The sequence below is a fragment of the Yersinia aldovae ATCC 35236 genome (assembly GCF_000173735.1).
In the GTDB taxonomy this organism is placed as follows: domain Bacteria; phylum Pseudomonadota; class Gammaproteobacteria; order Enterobacterales; family Enterobacteriaceae; genus Yersinia; species Yersinia aldovae.
On the sequence record NZ_ACCB01000049.1, the window covers coordinates 1 to 15,764 of the forward strand.

Here is a 15,764-nt window from a genome sequence, read left to right on the forward strand (position 1 = left end):
TTCTGTTCAGGACACTGAATGAAGCACGGGAAATCGCGGAGCACTGGCTGAATAAATATAACAGTGAGCGGCCCCATGAATCCCTGAATAACCTGACACCGGAAGAATACCGGCTGATGGCTGAAAACCCGGAAATCTCAAAAAGTGCGTGGAACTAAAGCTGGGATACTTACAATATGACTTCCTTTATACGATACTGCTATATTATGATTTACGTTAATTCATATGCTAGAGTTAACTTCTTTTCATCTTCACATTTGTAACTCAAAACAATGAAATTTCCTGGTAAACGAAAGTCCAAGCACTATTTTCCCGTCAATGCTCGAGATCCATTATTACAACCGGCGCAGACTGAAAATGAAGTGAGCACATCTTATATCGTCGGTATTGATCAGACGTTGGTCGATATTGAAGCGAAAGTTGATGAAGGTTTTATTGCGCGTTATGGTCTTAGTCAGGGGCATTCGCTGGTGATTGAGGACGATGTGGCTGAGCGTCTTTATCAGGAGTTGGTTTCTAATAGTTTGATTACGCATGAGTTTGCCGGTGGCACTATTGGTAATACGTTGCATAATTACTCTGTGTTGGCTGATGACCGCTCAGTTTTGTTGGGCACTATGTGCAGCAATATCAAAATAGGCAGTTATGCCTACCGCTATTTGTGTAATACCTCGAGTCGTACTGATTTGAATTATTTACAGGCGGTCGATGGTGCTATTGGGCGTTGTTTTACGTTAATCACTGACAATGGCGAAAGGACATTTGCGATTAGCCCTGGTCAAATGAATCAGTTACGGCCAGAGAGCATTCCTGAAGATGTTATCGCTGGGGCTTCTGCATTAGTGCTCACCGCTTATCTGGTGCGTTGTAAGGCGGGTGAACCCATGCCCGATGCCACCATGCAGGCCATCAGTTATGCAAAGAAATATAATGTTCCGGTTGTGATGACGTTAGGGACCAAATATGTTATTGCAGATAATCCGCAGTGGTGGCGCGATTTCCTCAAGGAACATGTTTCTATATTAGCGATGAATGAAGATGAAGCTTATGAGCTTACCGGGTTGAATGATCCGCTGATGGCCTCTGATATGGCATTGGAATGGGTTGATTTAGTTCTTTGCACTGCCGGCCCAAATGGGCTTTATATGGCAGGCTATACCGAAGAGGCTAATAAGCGTCAAACTCAGCATCCATTATTACCTGGTGCTATTGCTGAATTTAACATGTATGAATTTAGTCGGGTGATGCGTAAAAAACACTGTGAGAGTCCATGGCGTATCTATTCTCATATTGCGCCATATATGGGCGGCCCCGAAAAAATAATGAACACCAATGGCGCTGGGGATGGTGCATTGTCCGCTGTGTTGCATGATATTGCGGCTAATGGTTATCACCGTAATAATGTTCCTAACTCCAGTAAACATGTGCGCAGTTATCTGAGTTATTCCTCTTTAGCGCAGGTGTGTAAATATGCTAATCGGGTCAGTTATCAGGTATTGAATCAACATTCACCGCGCTTAACGCGTGGCTTACCAGAACGAGAAGACAGTTTAGAAGAGTCATACTGGGAACGGTGATTAGGGAATAGCAAATATAAAACAGGGTCAGCATATGCTGGCCCTGTTTGTATTTATTGCCGATAAGATGATTGCTATAGTGGATTAGATAGGGCAGGCCGATATTTTATCTTCTTCGGTCAGAGTTTCTATTTTCAGCATGTTAAGCATACTATTGGCAATCTCTCGTTCACCCATAACCACCTGATTAGCTCCCCGGTCAGATATATAAACCACCTCGTCGTCATAATGAGCACGGGCGATTATCTCCAAATCAGGCCGTTTTATTCTGGCTGAGGCGACAATTTCACCGGCTTCGTAGCCATTTGGAATTGTCAGTAATAGCCAGCGGGCGCAATCCAAACGTGCCAGAGACATAATATCTGCACTGGCAGCATTGCCCAGTACCGCATTAATGCCTTGCTCACGCAGCGCTTCGACTCTTGGGCGAGAATTCTCAATGACCACTAATGGGATGCCTTCTGCATGGAGTTTTGCCCCCAATAGGCTGCCAACGCGACCATAACCCACCAGTAATGCGTGATTACATAGATCAACCGGTATCTGTTTTTCTTCTTCGACAGCTTCTTCCAGAATCAGGTCTTCCATTGTCTCATTCTTGGCTAAATATTTATCCAGCAGGGTGAAGAGCAACGGATTAAGCATAATTGAGAGGATTGCTCCTGCCAGCACTAAATTACGACCATGCTCGGACATCAAACCAAGAGAAATTCCAAGTCCTGCCAGAATAAAGGCGAATTCACCAATTTGCGCCAGGCTGACAGAAATAGTCAGTGCGGTGCGTTTTGAGTGGCCGAACAGGCGTACTAATATAAATGCTGCGGCAGATTTACCGAAGATGATAATAGCCAGTGACGCCAGAACGGCTAATGGCTCGTGGAGCAGAATCATAGGGTCGAACAGCATTCCAACGGAGACGAAGAACAGCACGGCAAAGGCATCACGTAGGGGGAGGGTATCTTGTGCCGCGCGGTGGCTAAGTTCAGATTCATTCAATACCATGCCGGCGAAGAATGCCCCAAGGGCAAAGGAGACATCAAATAGCCCTACAGCGCCGTAAGCAATGCCTAAGGCCAACACCAGCACCGCGAGGGTAAATAGCTCTCGTGAGCCTGTGCTGGCAGTTTTAGCCAGTATCCAGGGCACCAGACGCCGCCCAACCACAATCATCAGCGTGATAAAGGCAATAACTTTGCCAATTGTAATTGCCAATTCAGTAAATAATTGGCTCAGGCTGGTCGTTTCGTTCCCCATCACACCTGCAAATGCCGGCAGGAGTACTAACGTGAGTACCATTGCCAAATCTTCAACAATCAGCCAACCAATGGCGATTTGTCCTCGTTGGCTATCAATCAGTTGCCGTTCTTCTAATGCTCGCAGTAATACCACTGTGCTGGCTGTTGATAGACAAAGACCGAAGACAAACCCTGTCATCAAATCCCAGCCTAATAAATGAGATAATCCCATGCCGAGCAAGGTGGCGACGGCAATTTGTGCAACAGCACCGGGTATGGCGATAGCTTTTACTGCGAGGAGGTCTTTAAGGGAGAAGTGAAGTCCGACACCAAACATCAACAAAATAATACCAATTTCAGCCAATTCAGGTGCTAATGAGGTATCAGCAACAAAACCTGGCGTAAATGGCCCGGCCAGCACCCCTGCGGCAAGGTATCCCACCAGTGGCGAGATGCGCAGGCGGTGTGCCAGAGTGCCCAGGAGGAAGGCGAGAACAAGGCCTCCGACGATCGTGGTAATTAAGGGTGTTGAGTGGTGCATCCAGACTCCTTCTAGTCATGCCTGTCATTTTTAACGTTACAGGTGTGTTAGCTGCGTTTAAATCTACTTTTGGCAGATTTGTCATCCGAATCAAGCTTATCGGGATGGATTCACTTATCGCTTTTTGCATTTTGAATGCGATTGGGAATATGCCAGTAGGTAAGCATTTCACAGCAATAACATCAGTTTATTGCATTTATGCGATCAATGCCCGATAAAAATTGATTTTTTACCGATAAAAGTCAGCTTTGGCATGAAAATTGTTTGAAGTGGTTGTTTGTCGTGGATTTGCTATTTTTGTCACGATTCAGTCGGGCGATTCCCCGACTGAAATACATATCTCAGTCGGGATTATAAGGTTATTACTATTACTTATCGTCTATATTGGGCAGTAAGGCCGTAAATATTCCAAGTAAGGGTAGGAATGCGCATATTTGGTAAACCAGCTCAATACTGGTTAAATCAGCAACATACCCTAGTATAGCCGCACCTATTCCCCCCATGCCGAAAGCAAAACCGAAGAATAAACCGGATACCATCCCAACTTTTCCTGGAATTAGCTCTTGCGCATACACCAGAATTGCTGAGAAGGCAGATGCCAGAATAACACCAATGATCACGGTTAAAACCCCAGTCCAATACAAAGAAGCGTAGGGTAAAACAAGGGTGAAGGGGGCAACACCCAATATTGACCCCCAAATCACATGCTTTCGTCCTATTCTATCACCAAGAGGGCCACCAATAATGGTGCCGGCGGCTACTGCGAATAAGAATACAAATAAGTGTATCTGGGCATTTTGTACCGAAATGCCGAACTTATGCATCAGATAAAAGGTGTAATAGCTGCTGATGCTTGCCAAGTAGAAGTATTTAGAGAATATCAGCACCATCAAGATAGCTAAGGTGCTGATAATAGTTTTTCTGGGTAGCACTTTTGCCGATAAGATTTTTACTGGCTTACCATGAATGGCTCTTTGCTGCTGCTGATACCATTTACTGACTTGCAATAACACCACAATTGCCAGTAATGCCGCGAGTGAAAACCAGCCTACATTGCCTTTACCATAAGGTGCAATAAGGATAGCGGCTAATAGTGGGCCGAGAGCACTACCGAAATTGCCGCCCACTTGAAAGACTGATTGGGCCAGGCCATGACGCCCACCTGATGCCATGCGCGCTACTCGCGAGGATTCGGGGTGGAAGACCGAAGAGCCGGTTCCGACTAATGCTGCTGCCAATAACACTACTGGGAAGGTTGTAGCGACTGCGAGCAGTAAAATACCCGACAAAGTAAATCCCATACCCATCGGCAGTGAATAGGGTTGTGGGTGTTTATCGGTATAGAGGCCAATCAGGGGCTGTAATAATGAGGCGGTAAGTTGATAAGTCAGTGTAATTAACCCAATCTGCGCGAAACTCAGTGAGAACTCAGCCTGTAATAGCGGATATATCGCCAGAATTAGCGATTGGATCATGTCGTTGAGTAGATGGGATACGCTGATAGCACCCAAAATAGAGAAAGAGGTTCGTTTTATCGTGGTTTTAACGGGAGCCTCGAATCCGGTATCAGAACGATCGGTCATAGTGAGTATTCGCCTAATAGTTTTTAATGTTAATACTATGTTGGTAATGAATACATATTATGCAGATCGAATGATTTTTACTACATCTGACACAATTTGATATATATTCCAAAGCGATGAAACTCGAGTATAGGTCATCAAGTTACATTGGAAACTGTGTCACAGTATCATCTTGATTTTTCGTGCTATTGATCTATACCTCCTCATTATTACTTATTAAGCCAGTTCTTATCTGATGGCTTCTAACGACAACATGGAGATTTGCCATGCGTTCTTCATTACCGACGGCAGCATGTGCTTTGGCTGTATCGCTGGCGTTTGCACCGGGATGGGCGGGTGCTTGGGAAAAAGATAAAACTTATGATATCACCCTACTGCACACTAACGACCATCACGGGCACTTCTGGCAAAACGACCACGGTGAGTATGGTTTGGCGGCACAGAAGACCTTGGTTGATAGCATCCGAAAACAAGTTGCCGCACAAGGGGGAAGCTTGTTATTACTCTCGGGAGGCGACATTAATACTGGCGTACCGGAATCTGATTTACAGGATGCTGAGCCTGATTTCCGTGGTATGAATCTGGTGGGTTATGACGCAATGGCTATCGGTAATCATGAATTTGATAACCCGCTAAATGTGCTGCGCCAGCAAGAAAAGTGGGCCACATTCCCTTTATTGTCAGCCAATATCTATCAGAAAAGTACCCAGCAGCGATTATTCAAACCTTATGCCTTGTTTGATAAACAGGGGGTGAAAATTGCGGTCATCGGTTTGACGACAGATGACACTGCCAAGATCGGTAATCCCGAGTATTTCACCGATATAGAATTCAAAGTACCCGCCATCGAAGCGAAGCAGGTGGTTGAACAACTGCGGAAAACTGAAAAGCCTGACATTATTATCGCGGCTACCCATATGGGGCATTACGATGATGGTAAGCATGGTTCTAACGCCGCAGGCGACGTAGAGATGGCGCGCAGCCTGCCAGCGGGCTATCTAGATATGATAGTAGGTGGTCACTCGCAAGATCCGGTTTGTATGGCCAGTGAAAATCATAAACAGGCTAATTATGTCCCAGGTACCCCTTGTGCCCCTGATCGGCAGAATGGCACTTGGATAGTTCAGGCGCATGAATGGGGTAAATATGTTGGCCGGGCTGATTTCACCTTCCGTAATGGTGAGTTAAAACTGGTCAGTTACCAATTAATCCCGATCAATCTGAAGAAAAAAGTGGAAAAAGCTGACGGCACCAGTGAGCGAGTATTTTACACTCAAGAGATCACACAAGATCCCGGAATGCTGAAATTGCTGACGCCATTTGAAGATCAAGGTAAAGCGCAACTGGATATTAAAGTTGGCAGTGTAAATGGCAAGCTGGAGGGGGATCGCAATAAAGTTCGTTTCGAGCAAACCAATCTAGCGCGTTTATTATTAGCCGCACAAATGGAACGTGCTGGTGCAGACTTCGCGGTGATGAGCGGTGGTAGTATTCGTGATTCTATTGATGCCGGTGATATTACTTATAAAAATATACTTAAAGTACAGCCGTTTGGTAATACGTTGGTTTACGCCGATATGAAAGGCAGTGAGGTTGAGAAGTATTTGGCTGTGATTGCTAATAAGAAAGTCGATTCAGGTGCTTATGCACAATTTGCCAATGTCAGCCTGATGGCTGATGGTAACGGCGTTAGTGATGTCAAAATCCAGGGTAAGCCGTTAGAACCGAATAAAACGTATCGTTTGGCTACACTGAATTTCAATGCGCTGGGGGGCGATGGTTATCCGAAAATTGATACATTACCGGGTTACGTAAATACCGGTTTTATCGATGCCGAAGTCTTAAAACAGTACATTGAAAAGCATTCTCCGCTGGATGCTAATCAGTATCAGTCCAAGGGCGAGATTGTTTATAAGTAGCTGTAATTAATCGGGATGACGTGCATTTTAAGAGGTGTGTTTCATCCTATTCTAAAGTCTGAGAAAATACCATTCTGGGCAATGGCCTCTCTCACTGGCAAGATTGAGGTATCAGGGGGAATCACCTTCCCAAGTTTTAAGGCATGATTGTTATATGAATGGGCACATATAGAAAGTGTCTTTTTTAGTTTACACAGTCCGAACTTTTGCTTGGAACCATTTTTACTATTTTTACCGAATACTCAATATCATTTCTATCTGGCAACGAGGGATGTATAAGTACATTCCAATAACCATCACTTGGTACTTTGATTTGTGCTGGAAAGTTAGCGAAAAAACCACCATGAAAAATACTCCCCAATCCCGAGCTATATTTTTCGTAGTCACGATCACTTAGCAGCATAATAATCGCGCAGTGTTCTCCGATGATTTTTATGTGGTCACCTGAAAAAGCAGATAATCGGGTGTGAGTATATTTCATAATGGGTTCCTTTTGGGTAAAAAAGCCCTTATCTCCGTTAGTTTGATAAGGGATGCCAAGTGGCCAACACCAGGGAAACATTAATATAGTTGTAGAATAATACGTAAACACTGCTTTACCGTATGATTTAAGTCAAATTTTTAATGAATTAATTAATTTTATTAATTTATAAATTATCTAGCTAATTATTTCTACATATATAATTATAGGTGCGTGCAAGTTTAGAGGTTTTTTTCACTGGTAGTCTTTTCCTGTTTTAGCCCACCAGATACCCAATCAACGCCACACATCACTGCTAATGAGTGGCTGCACTGGCGGGGGCTGTTGTCATGCGTCTCTTGATGTGGGCAAACAAAGCATCAAAGAACCTTGGCAACCTTATCGACCGCTTTGGCATTAGTCGGGGAAAACCAGGTGAATAACTATCTGTTGACACTTGATGCTATTACCTGTGCGGTGATAACAGTCCGTTTATTTATATCCAGAAATAATTACTAATCGATCAATCTGTGTCAGCTTTACTTCACATTAATGTGTAATAATCAAAAATCTTCACTTAATATGAAAGGATGCATAATAAATCAGCAACAAGTCACAATCAATAAACTAGAAAAGAAACTACAAACGACAGCCAAGATGAAGAAATGGACATTTATTGGTGGGGCAGCAACGGCCAGTTTAGTCGTAATGGATTTTTTCACAAAGGAAACTAATGCGCTATATCTCCTGTCTCAGGTGTTACTGGCGCTATTTTGTTTTGTTTACAGCTACTATTTATCTCATCAGCATCGGATTATAAAATCTGATCTAGATACTATTCAGGCAACAGTAAACGACGAAACACAAGATGAAGTAAAAAATAATGTGATGTGATCGTAGTATTAGAAAATAATACACATCTAAGCCACTGGCCTTATTGTGTCACTCAGAAGTCTCCATTGGTCGTGGGGGCTTCTGATTGTTATTTTTTATTATTTACACACATTTCATTTGTTATATAAATCAATCTCGCCTGGCGATATCGGCAAATACGCCTTGCAATAATTGGCATAAGTCTGTGGGTGCCAATTCAATATCCAAACCACGCTTTCCACCTGAAACGAATATGGTGGCATACCCTTGAGCCAGGCTGTCAATGACGGTGGGCAGGCGTTTCTTTTGCCCTAATGGACTGATACCGCCAACCAAATAGCCGGTGGTACGTTGTGCTAATTGGGAGTCTGCCATTTCGGCTTTTTTTGCCCCTAAGGCGCGGGCCACTTTTTTTAGATCAAGTTGAGCCGCAACGGGGGTGACAGCAACGGCCAGATTTTTAGCTTCACCATTGAGCGCAACCAGCAGCGTTTTATAAACCTGATCGGCATTAAGCCCCAGCTTTTTAACGGCCTCATCGCCAAAATTGGTTTCTGTTACGTCATGATGATAGTGGTGTAATGTAAACGGAACTTTTTGTTTTTCCAGCAAAATAACGGCGGGTGTCATAATAAATATCCAGGCAAAAATGAAAATTCATTCTAGTGGATTATCCTACACCTAATCATTGCGGCGAGGATAAAAATTAACCTAATAAAATCAATGTAATGGTCGCTAATCCACGGCTGATGATGAATGTCAGTTGCTAATCTAATCGTCAGGTTGTTACCCTGTACCTGCCGCTCATATTATCCGCAAGGAATGTGGGCGCTTAATAACTAAAATAATGAGAATTCCTCTTTGACTGGCCGATAGTAATATCGGTCATTTTTTTATCTTTGAAACTGATTACCGGGCTGCAGTAATACCGGGAGATTCCCTTCGCCGTACAGATGTAGTGCGCCGACTGCGACCACATAACGCCCTGATGGCATCTGCTCAAGTTGTTGTTGCCAACGTTTATTGCGTTGAATCATTAGTACATCGTACAAATCATGGCTGAAGGTCGGGGCCAGTGTCGTCAGGTCATTTTCGGGATGATGTTCCAGCCACCAACCTATCATGGTTTGCAATAAGCGGGCGTTGGTGTGCCAGTGAGTTAAGGTATCGAGCAACAAAGACATACCGTTATCCGGTAGTGCCTCCAGCAAATCGACCTGCATTTGCGTGCCTTCCAGCTCGATAATCTTCTTTTTCTGCGCAGTGGCGGCTTTCAGCAATTGATAGTCGATGCCGTATTCGCCCCGCAATCCCAGGCGTTGAGCTTGCCGCGCCTGAAGCATCAACGCGACCTGCCACGCGGGGAGAAAAGCCATCGCCTGTGGGTCATTTCCCTGCTCTTCACAGCGTTGCAACAGTTGTTGATATTGTTCTTCGGATAATCTGTCGATCAATGGCTCAGCGAGGGCGTGGTCGGCAAAAGGCGAGGCCGCTTCTGTGATATCGGCTTCTACAATCAATGCATCAGCCTGATTCAATTTATTCAGCAATGCGTGGGGGAGGGGGAACATACCTTCGGTTCCCATATGAATACTGCCGACCATATGGAAATGGCGCTCGCCAGGTAAGATAATATCCAAAGCCGGATAACTGTACGTCGTTGGCGTTAAGATTCCGAGAAATTGTGCGATGCGGCGTAATAATTGGCCCATGTGGTTCCCTTATTAGCATTTCCTACATGCTAAACGCTAAATGGCGCACAAGAAAGTGTTGTGCACCATTAGGTTATATTCTTTGTACTTGCAACCGCAGGGAGTTAGCTGCTCTGGTTACTCGGCCCATCCTTGGCTTACCTGCAACTCCAATGACGGGAGGGTTACTGTTTAGGTTTAAAACGCAGTAAACGGTTGGCGTTACTGACGACAGTTATGGATGATAGCGCCATCGCCGCGCCCGCAACCACTGGGCTTAACAATGTACCGGTGAACGGGAACAGAATCCCCGCCGCAATTGGAATCCCCAGCGCATTGTAGAAAAAAGCCCCCAACAGGTTTTGCTTCATGTTGCGCAATGTGGCTTTGGAAAGTTCGACAGCATCAGCAACACCGTGCAGGCTGTGGCGAATTAGCGTGATCGCCGCCGTTTCGATGGCGATATCACTGCCGCCACCCATCGCAATGCCGACATCCGCTTGCGCCAGCGCGGGTGCATCGTTGATACCATCACCTACCATCGCTACCTTGTGTCCCGCGGCTTGCAGTTGTTTGATAGCGTCTGCTTTGCCCTCCGGCAGCACTCCGGCGATCACTTGATCGATACCGGCTTCTTTGGCAATAGCATTAGCGGTAATCGGATTATCACCTGTCAACATCACCAGGTTGTAGCCCAACTTATGTAACCGTTCCAGTGCGCTGACACTGTCTTTACGCAATGGATCGCGAATTGACAGCAGAGCTGCCGGTTTACCATTAGCAGCCAGAATAACCGGTGTGGTGCCGCTTTCTGCTTGTTGTTGCATCAATGATTGCAGCTGGTGGGTATCAATCTGCTGCTCTTCCAGCAGACGATTATTCCCCAGCAACAGCCTTATCCCTTCAATCTCACCACTGACACCCAGCCCACGCAAGGTACGGAATTGGCTGGTGGTTGCCAGTGTCATTCCTTCGGCTCGCTGTAAAATAGCGCGTGCCAGTGGGTGATTAGAGCCGGTTTCCAGTGCTGCTGCCCAACCCAGCGCTTGCTGTTCACTGATGCCATTGAAGGTATGAATTGCCACAACCTGCGGGTGCCCTTCGGTCAATGTACCGGTTTTATCGAACACTAACGTGTTGAGGTTGCTGGCTTGCTGCAAGGCATCCGCATCCCGTACCAGTACGCCAAATTCAGCCGCCCGTCCGACACCGGAGATAATCGACATCGGTGTTGCCAAGCCCAGAGCACAAGGGCAGGCGATGATAAGCACGGTGGTGGCGACTACCAGGGTATAGACCAGCTGAGGTTGCGGGCCGAAGAAATACCAAATCAGCCCGGCGATTACGGCAATCGCAACCACGGTCGGCACAAATACCGCCGAGATCCGGTCGGCCAGCTTACCAATGTCTGGCTTACTGCTTTGCGCCTGACGAACCAGCTTGATGATGCGTGCCAGAGTGGTTTGACTGCCGATGGCATTGGCGCGGAACAGTATCGAGCCATCCTGTACCTGTGTCCCGGCATGGATGACATCCCCCGCCGATTTCTGTTGCGGGATAGGCTCACCAGTCAGCATGGCTTCATCCATCCACACTTCGCCTTGCACAATTTCACCATCAACCGGCACGCGGTCGCCGGTAGTCAAGCGCAAGGTCATGCCCAACTGAACCTCAGCCAGCGGGATCACTTTTTCACCCTCTTCGGTGACCAGACGCGCAGTTGGCGGAGCCAAATCTAATAACCGTTCGAGCGCATTGGAAGAACGTTGTCTGGCCCGTTGCTCCATAGCATGACCAAGGTTAATCAGGCCGATTATCATGGCACTGGCTTCGTAATAGAGATGACGGGCTTCCATTGGGAAAACATCCGGCCAGATATTGACCGTGATGGAGTAAGCCCAAGCCGCTCCTGTCCCCAGGGCTACCAGTGTATCCATGGTGGCGCTGCCATTTTTCAGGCTGACCCAGGCATTACGGTAAAAGTGACCACCGGCAAATACCATCACCAGTAGGGTGATTATCCCAACAATCAACCACGGAGTTTGAGTTTCCGGTGTCAGCGTCATGCTGCCACCGAATAACCCCCAGCCCATAAGTGGAATACCCAACAGCAGGCCCAGCGCAGCTTGCCACTGGAAACGTTTCATACTGGCTTGCGACATTTGTTGCTGGCGCTCGCGCCGCTCGCCTTCATCTTCAATTATCTCGGCACCGTAACCGGCCTTTTTGACCGCGTCGATCAAGGCTTCTTTGTTTTGATACCCGGTGACTAACGCACTGCGTTCAGCCAGATTCACGCGTGCCACCTGAACGCCATCGACACTTTCCAGTGCATGTTGTACTTTCGATACACAACTGGCACAGCTCATCCCGGTTAGTAACAACTGAACACTATCATTGTCAGAAGGTTCTGCTACCGGCTGGCTGGGTTGCGTATTTTTAATGTCAGTTGTCGCTGCCGGAATGGTTGAAGAGGCCGCTGCCAGTGTTTCCGGCGAAGATGGGGCTGCATCAGTCAGCGGCTCAGATTTTGGGTATTGGGCACCTTGCAGTGCGGCGTGATAACCTACCCGTTCCACTGCTGCAATCAGCGTTTGTGCATCCACCTTGCCGTACACTCTGGCACTATCAATAGTGACATCAGCAGCAATCACTCCGGGTACGGCTTCCAGTGCTGTGCGAGTGCTCTCGGTGCAGTGACCGCAGCTCAAGCCTGAGAGCTGTAGCTCAACATCGGGTGTATGGGCTTCCTCTGCCTGATATCCGGCTTGGTTGACCGTATCGATGAGCGTTTTAGTCTTGGCTTCAGTGGTGACTTTGGCGTAGTGAACATTCACTTCAGCATAATGGACGTCTTCGCGATCCTCTAACGCGATTTTTACGCGTTTAGCACAATTCATGCAGGAAAGGCCATGTAAGGCCAGTACGGTGGTTTGCAACATAATTAACTCCTTATCGAGTAACGATTTATCCGTTAATTTTCTCGGGATAAGCTTAGTTGGTCATCCCAGTCACCGCTGCTATCTGCGTTGATAATTGACTGATTCGTAACCTTTTGCTGTACAGGTTTTATTCCGCTTGACGGGTATCGTCATTTTCACTAATGATGGAGGTTAAACCTTCCTGCAAGGGGAAGGTCAAGGGGGAAATATGAACATTAGCGATATCGCAAGAAAAACCGGTTTAACCAGTAAGGCCATTCGTTTTTACGAAGAAAAGAAACTGGTGACGCCACCTATTCGCACTGAAAATGGTTACCGCAGTTACACCTCCAAACACATTGAAGAGTTAACGTTACTGCGTCAGGCGCGGCAGGTGGGTTTTACGCTGGATGAGTGTCGCGAATTACTGGCTTTATTTCATGACCCGGCGCGCCACAGTGCGGATGTGAAAGCTGCGACGTTGCAAAAGGTAGCGGAAATCGAGACGCATATTAATGATCTTAATCAGATGCGTTTGCGCTTATTAGCATTGGCAGAGGAGTGCCCAGGGGATGACAGCGCGGAGTGCCCGATTATTAATAACCTGGCTGGATGTTGTCATAAGGTGTGATAATAAGGCACTATTGCAATCAACATACTGAATTAAATCGTTTTATTTAATTGTGGCGTAAGCCGTCTTCATGGATTTGAATCCCAACGCGGCGCTGATTATCTGCCGGTGCCTTATTCGTGTTGATAAACCGTCGGATCTGCCACCGCTTCAGTTTACAACAGCGCCCTAATAAATCAGGGTTATGCCTTATATTGTGCCGGGAGTTGCCACTATAGGATCGACATAATTTAAGTTTATTTTTTCCTTTTCAGGTGGTTTAGTTATGTTGACATTGACTAGTTATCTGCATGTTTTACTGAGAAAATTGGGCCTCCCCTTTTCCGAAAATATGGGTGATGACGGTATCTTTTCTCTGAAAGTTGATAATTTCACCTACCATTTCAAGGTGCGTGGTGAAAAATATTTAGTGATCTACTCTCTGGTTGACGCATCTGACACCATCGTCAAAGAGTGCATGTCAAACATCTTGGATATGAACCACTTCTCTGACGAAGAGCACTCACCAGTATTTGCTTATGATAATAGTGCCAGGCAATTCTTAATCTGGAATAGACAGAAAGCTTACGACATTAATGATGGAAGCGTGCTCCCTCAGTTAGAGGCAATCATGGCGGCTAATGAGGCGATCGCGACCCTGATAACACATGGTAAAAAAGAGTTAGATGCCGTGGTGTTAGGCATTAAGCCACAACATATGGGGATTCGCTGCTAATTGGTCCTCCACACTTATTCACACGTATATAATCGCGAAAAGTACTTTACTAAAGGATGTACGATATGCCAACAATCTCGCAGGTTCCGATACTGTCGCCTCAGGTTAAACAAGAGCTTAATCAGAGGCTTGAGGGTGGGAAGAATGAAAATACCGCAGCCGCTGTTAGTGCCCCGCTGAATGGCGAAATGCGTTCTGTCAGCGTGGCAGAAACCTCTAAAGAGGCGAAAAGCGTAGGCGAGGGAAGAAAATTTTTTTGGGCTTCTGTGACGGATTTCTTTAGCAGCATAAAAGATGCTTTCCTTAAGATGTTCAATCAGTCACCCGCAAGCAGCGTGAGTGAGACTACTCTTACCTCTGTGATGGATAAGCATGAGGCTGCGGTCGCACAAAACGAGGAAATTATTAGCATAATCAGCAAAAATAAAGCGTTTTTGGAGACCAAGGGGATCATGAGAATCTCGGCTGCAAAGTTAGAATTGGACAAACTCTCTGATGGCAAGAAAGGTTTGCAAGAAGCTACCGGGGTTGAGCTCGCAGCACTGTTTAAAAAGAATATCCGTGATCATATGTTACCAGGAGATATTAAAGCCATTGAGCAGATGTTTTTGGACAATGAGAGTGGTAAGGGTTTGCCATCCCTGAGCGATCTACCCAAAATGGCACAGGGTGTCATTGAACTTGCCAAGAAAATTGCCGAACATAAGGTTGCAAACTCAATGCCTGAATCCAACCTGGCGACTGTGATTGCGCCTAACCTGATGTCTAACGATCTGTTGATGAAGACCATGTCGTTCAATACCTTCGTTGAAAAGCTTATCTTGCAGAAAGCTCCGGCAGAAAGCGTGATGCCTGACGGCGTAGCCGCTCAGCCAGTAGCATAAGGCTGAACGATGTCAGTGGCAGAAAGGGAGTGACCATTGTGGCTGCCCCTTCTTCGCCATAGACCTCTACACAATTTGGCCAGAAAATCGCCTGACGATCCGGGCAAACTTCCCCAGCTCCACCGCCGTGTGGGTGCTCATCACCTCCTGTATTTTTAACAATGCCACTAATACAGTAGAGAATAAGCAGAAAATTCAGATTAAACAGAATATTGTTAGTTAATCAACAGGCCGTTCAACGGATGGCTCGCTGTTTAATAAGAGACGCTTAAACTATAGGTATTAGTTATGAATAGCCCTAACATGCAACGTATTACCTTCGACTAAAATCACTTCAACTTCAGCCCCGGCACCAAGTTCCATTGCACTATAGATACGCCAACTGCTGTCACCGACCCTCATGCGACCATAACCGTCCGTGGTTGGCTCAGTCAGTGTTGCGCGCGTACCGACCAGTTGATGACTGCGTTGGTTCAGCATGGCGGGCTGTGGTTTGATGCGCTGACTCAGCCAATACCACCACAGGAATGCGGACACCACGGTTAGAACGGAAAACAGGATGCCTTGCATCTCCCAACTAAAGGGAAATAGCCACACCAGAACGCCGACTATCACCGCAGCAAGACCGCTCCACAGCATATAACCACTGGCACCCAGCATCTCAGCGGCCAGTAATAGCCCGCCGAGTGATAGCCAAAACCAATTTGGATGTGCTGCAATTTCCTCCAGCATGG

General features: G+C 46.4%; 14 protein-coding genes. 7 read left to right on the forward strand and 7 right to left on the reverse strand.

Going from position 1 to position 15,764, the window contains the following annotated elements; genetic code table 11:
* Nucleotides 1–158: integrase core domain-containing protein (locus YALDO0001_RS17090; protein WP_042840400.1), on the forward strand; the 158-nt coding region annotated here is incomplete at its 5' end.
* Nucleotides 159–272: 114 nt separating this feature from the next.
* The gene (locus YALDO0001_RS17095; protein ID WP_004704923.1) at nucleotides 273–1,577 is read left to right on the forward strand and encodes an inosine/guanosine kinase; all 1,305 of its coding nucleotides are present in this window, start codon (nucleotides 273–275) and stop codon (nucleotides 1,575–1,577) included.
* Nucleotides 1,578–1,661: 84 nt separating this feature from the next.
* Here YALDO0001_RS17095 and ybaL read toward each other — a convergent pair whose 3' ends face one another.
* Together ybaL and rosA are read right to left on the reverse strand one after the other, a co-directional pair.
* The gene (gene ybaL / locus YALDO0001_RS17100) at nucleotides 1,662–3,353 is read right to left on the reverse strand and encodes a YbaL family putative K(+) efflux transporter (protein WP_042840401.1); all 1,692 of its coding nucleotides are present in this window, start codon (nucleotides 3,351–3,353) and stop codon (nucleotides 1,662–1,664) included.
* Between the two features lie 368 nt (nucleotides 3,354–3,721).
* A complete protein-coding gene (rosA, locus tag YALDO0001_RS17110; protein ID WP_004704929.1) occupies nucleotides 3,722–4,936 on the reverse strand; it encodes an MFS transporter RosA in 1,215 nt (404 codons plus the stop codon).
* 266 nt (nucleotides 4,937–5,202) lie between these two features.
* Here rosA and ushA point away from each other — a divergent pair, with 266 nt between their 5' ends.
* Nucleotides 5,203–6,855, forward strand: coding sequence for a bifunctional UDP-sugar hydrolase/5'-nucleotidase UshA (gene ushA / locus YALDO0001_RS17115; RefSeq protein WP_004704932.1), 1,653 nt, complete (start codon nucleotides 5,203–5,205; stop codon nucleotides 6,853–6,855).
* 184 nt (nucleotides 6,856–7,039) lie between these two features.
* Here the strand turns inward: ushA and YALDO0001_RS17120 are convergent, their stop codons facing one another.
* Nucleotides 7,040–7,336 (reverse strand): DUF1883 domain-containing protein, encoded by a 297-nt coding sequence (locus YALDO0001_RS17120; protein ID WP_049596276.1) that lies wholly within the window; start codon nucleotides 7,334–7,336, stop codon nucleotides 7,040–7,042.
* 636 nt (nucleotides 7,337–7,972) lie between these two features.
* On the opposite strand from YALDO0001_RS17120, the gene YALDO0001_RS17125 reads away from it, so the two are divergent.
* The gene (locus YALDO0001_RS17125) at nucleotides 7,973–8,209 is read left to right on the forward strand and encodes a hypothetical protein (protein ID WP_157132007.1); all 237 of its coding nucleotides are present in this window, start codon (nucleotides 7,973–7,975) and stop codon (nucleotides 8,207–8,209) included.
* 129 nt (nucleotides 8,210–8,338) lie between these two features.
* Here YALDO0001_RS17125 and ybaK read toward each other — a convergent pair whose 3' ends face one another.
* The 3 genes from ybaK to copA all read right to left on the reverse strand — a co-directional run bounded on the left by ybaK (nucleotide 8,339) and on the right by copA (nucleotide 12,821).
* Nucleotides 8,339–8,818 (reverse strand): Cys-tRNA(Pro)/Cys-tRNA(Cys) deacylase YbaK, encoded by a 480-nt coding sequence (ybaK, locus tag YALDO0001_RS17130; protein WP_004704937.1) that lies wholly within the window; start codon nucleotides 8,816–8,818, stop codon nucleotides 8,339–8,341.
* A 263-nt stretch (nucleotides 8,819–9,081) separates the two neighbouring features.
* Nucleotides 9,082–9,900 carry a TraB/GumN family protein gene (locus YALDO0001_RS17135; protein ID WP_004704940.1) on the reverse strand — a complete coding sequence of 273 codons (819 nt, stop codon included), beginning with the start codon at nucleotides 9,898–9,900 and terminating at the stop codon, nucleotides 9,082–9,084.
* Between the two features lie 164 nt (nucleotides 9,901–10,064).
* Nucleotides 10,065–12,821, reverse strand: a complete 2,757-nt coding sequence (copA, locus tag YALDO0001_RS17140) for a copper-exporting P-type ATPase CopA (RefSeq protein ID WP_004704941.1) — start codon at nucleotides 12,819–12,821, stop codon at nucleotides 10,065–10,067.
* A gap of 208 nt (nucleotides 12,822–13,029) precedes the next feature.
* Between copA and cueR the strand changes: the two genes are divergently transcribed.
* The 3 genes from cueR (at nucleotide 13,030) to YALDO0001_RS17155 (ending at nucleotide 15,030) form a co-directional block, all read left to right on the forward strand.
* Nucleotides 13,030–13,431, forward strand: coding sequence for a Cu(I)-responsive transcriptional regulator (cueR, locus tag YALDO0001_RS17145; protein WP_004704944.1), 402 nt, complete (start codon nucleotides 13,030–13,032; stop codon nucleotides 13,429–13,431).
* 265 nt (nucleotides 13,432–13,696) lie between these two features.
* Nucleotides 13,697–14,146 (forward strand): CesT family type III secretion system chaperone, encoded by a 450-nt coding sequence (locus tag YALDO0001_RS17150; protein WP_042546593.1) that lies wholly within the window; start codon nucleotides 13,697–13,699, stop codon nucleotides 14,144–14,146.
* A gap of 65 nt (nucleotides 14,147–14,211) precedes the next feature.
* On the forward strand, nucleotides 14,212–15,030 hold the full coding sequence (locus tag YALDO0001_RS17155; protein WP_042840404.1) for a Rho GTPase-activating protein: 819 nt from the start codon (nucleotides 14,212–14,214) through the stop codon (nucleotides 15,028–15,030).
* Between the two features lie 282 nt (nucleotides 15,031–15,312).
* Here YALDO0001_RS17155 and YALDO0001_RS17160 read toward each other — a convergent pair whose 3' ends face one another.
* Nucleotides 15,313–15,762 carry an NfeD family protein gene (locus YALDO0001_RS17160; RefSeq protein ID WP_004704950.1) on the reverse strand — a complete coding sequence of 150 codons (450 nt, stop codon included), beginning with the start codon at nucleotides 15,760–15,762 and terminating at the stop codon, nucleotides 15,313–15,315.
* Between the last annotated feature and the right edge of the window lie 2 nt (nucleotides 15,763–15,764).

Excerpts from the sequence above, each read along its gene's own strand:
- YALDO0001_RS17160 (WP_004704950.1), bottom strand. The coding sequence starts at position 15,762 with ATGCTGGAGGAAATTGCAGCACATCCAAATTGGTTTTGGCTATCACTC.
- YALDO0001_RS17135 (WP_004704940.1), bottom strand. The coding sequence starts at position 9,900 with ATGGGCCAATTATTACGCCGCATCGCACAATTTCTCGGAATCTTAACG.
- rosA (WP_004704929.1), bottom strand. The coding sequence starts at position 4,936 with ATGACCGATCGTTCTGATACCGGATTCGAGGCTCCCGTTAAAACCACG.
- YALDO0001_RS17120 (WP_049596276.1), bottom strand. The coding sequence starts at position 7,336 with ATGAAATATACTCACACCCGATTATCTGCTTTTTCAGGTGACCACATA.
- YALDO0001_RS17155 (WP_042840404.1), top strand. The coding sequence starts at position 14,212 with ATGCCAACAATCTCGCAGGTTCCGATACTGTCGCCTCAGGTTAAACAA.
- YALDO0001_RS17125 (WP_157132007.1), top strand. The coding sequence starts at position 7,973 with ATGAAGAAATGGACATTTATTGGTGGGGCAGCAACGGCCAGTTTAGTC.
- ushA (WP_004704932.1), top strand. The coding sequence starts at position 5,203 with ATGCGTTCTTCATTACCGACGGCAGCATGTGCTTTGGCTGTATCGCTG.
- YALDO0001_RS17150 (WP_042546593.1), top strand. The coding sequence starts at position 13,697 with ATGTTGACATTGACTAGTTATCTGCATGTTTTACTGAGAAAATTGGGC.
- YALDO0001_RS17095 (WP_004704923.1), top strand. The coding sequence starts at position 273 with ATGAAATTTCCTGGTAAACGAAAGTCCAAGCACTATTTTCCCGTCAAT.
- cueR (WP_004704944.1), top strand. The coding sequence starts at position 13,030 with ATGAACATTAGCGATATCGCAAGAAAAACCGGTTTAACCAGTAAGGCC.
- copA (WP_004704941.1), bottom strand. The coding sequence starts at position 12,821 with ATGTTGCAAACCACCGTACTGGCCTTACATGGCCTTTCCTGCATGAAT.
- ybaK (WP_004704937.1), bottom strand. The coding sequence starts at position 8,818 with ATGACACCCGCCGTTATTTTGCTGGAAAAACAAAAAGTTCCGTTTACA.
- ybaL (WP_042840401.1), bottom strand. The coding sequence starts at position 3,353 with ATGCACCACTCAACACCCTTAATTACCACGATCGTCGGAGGCCTTGTT.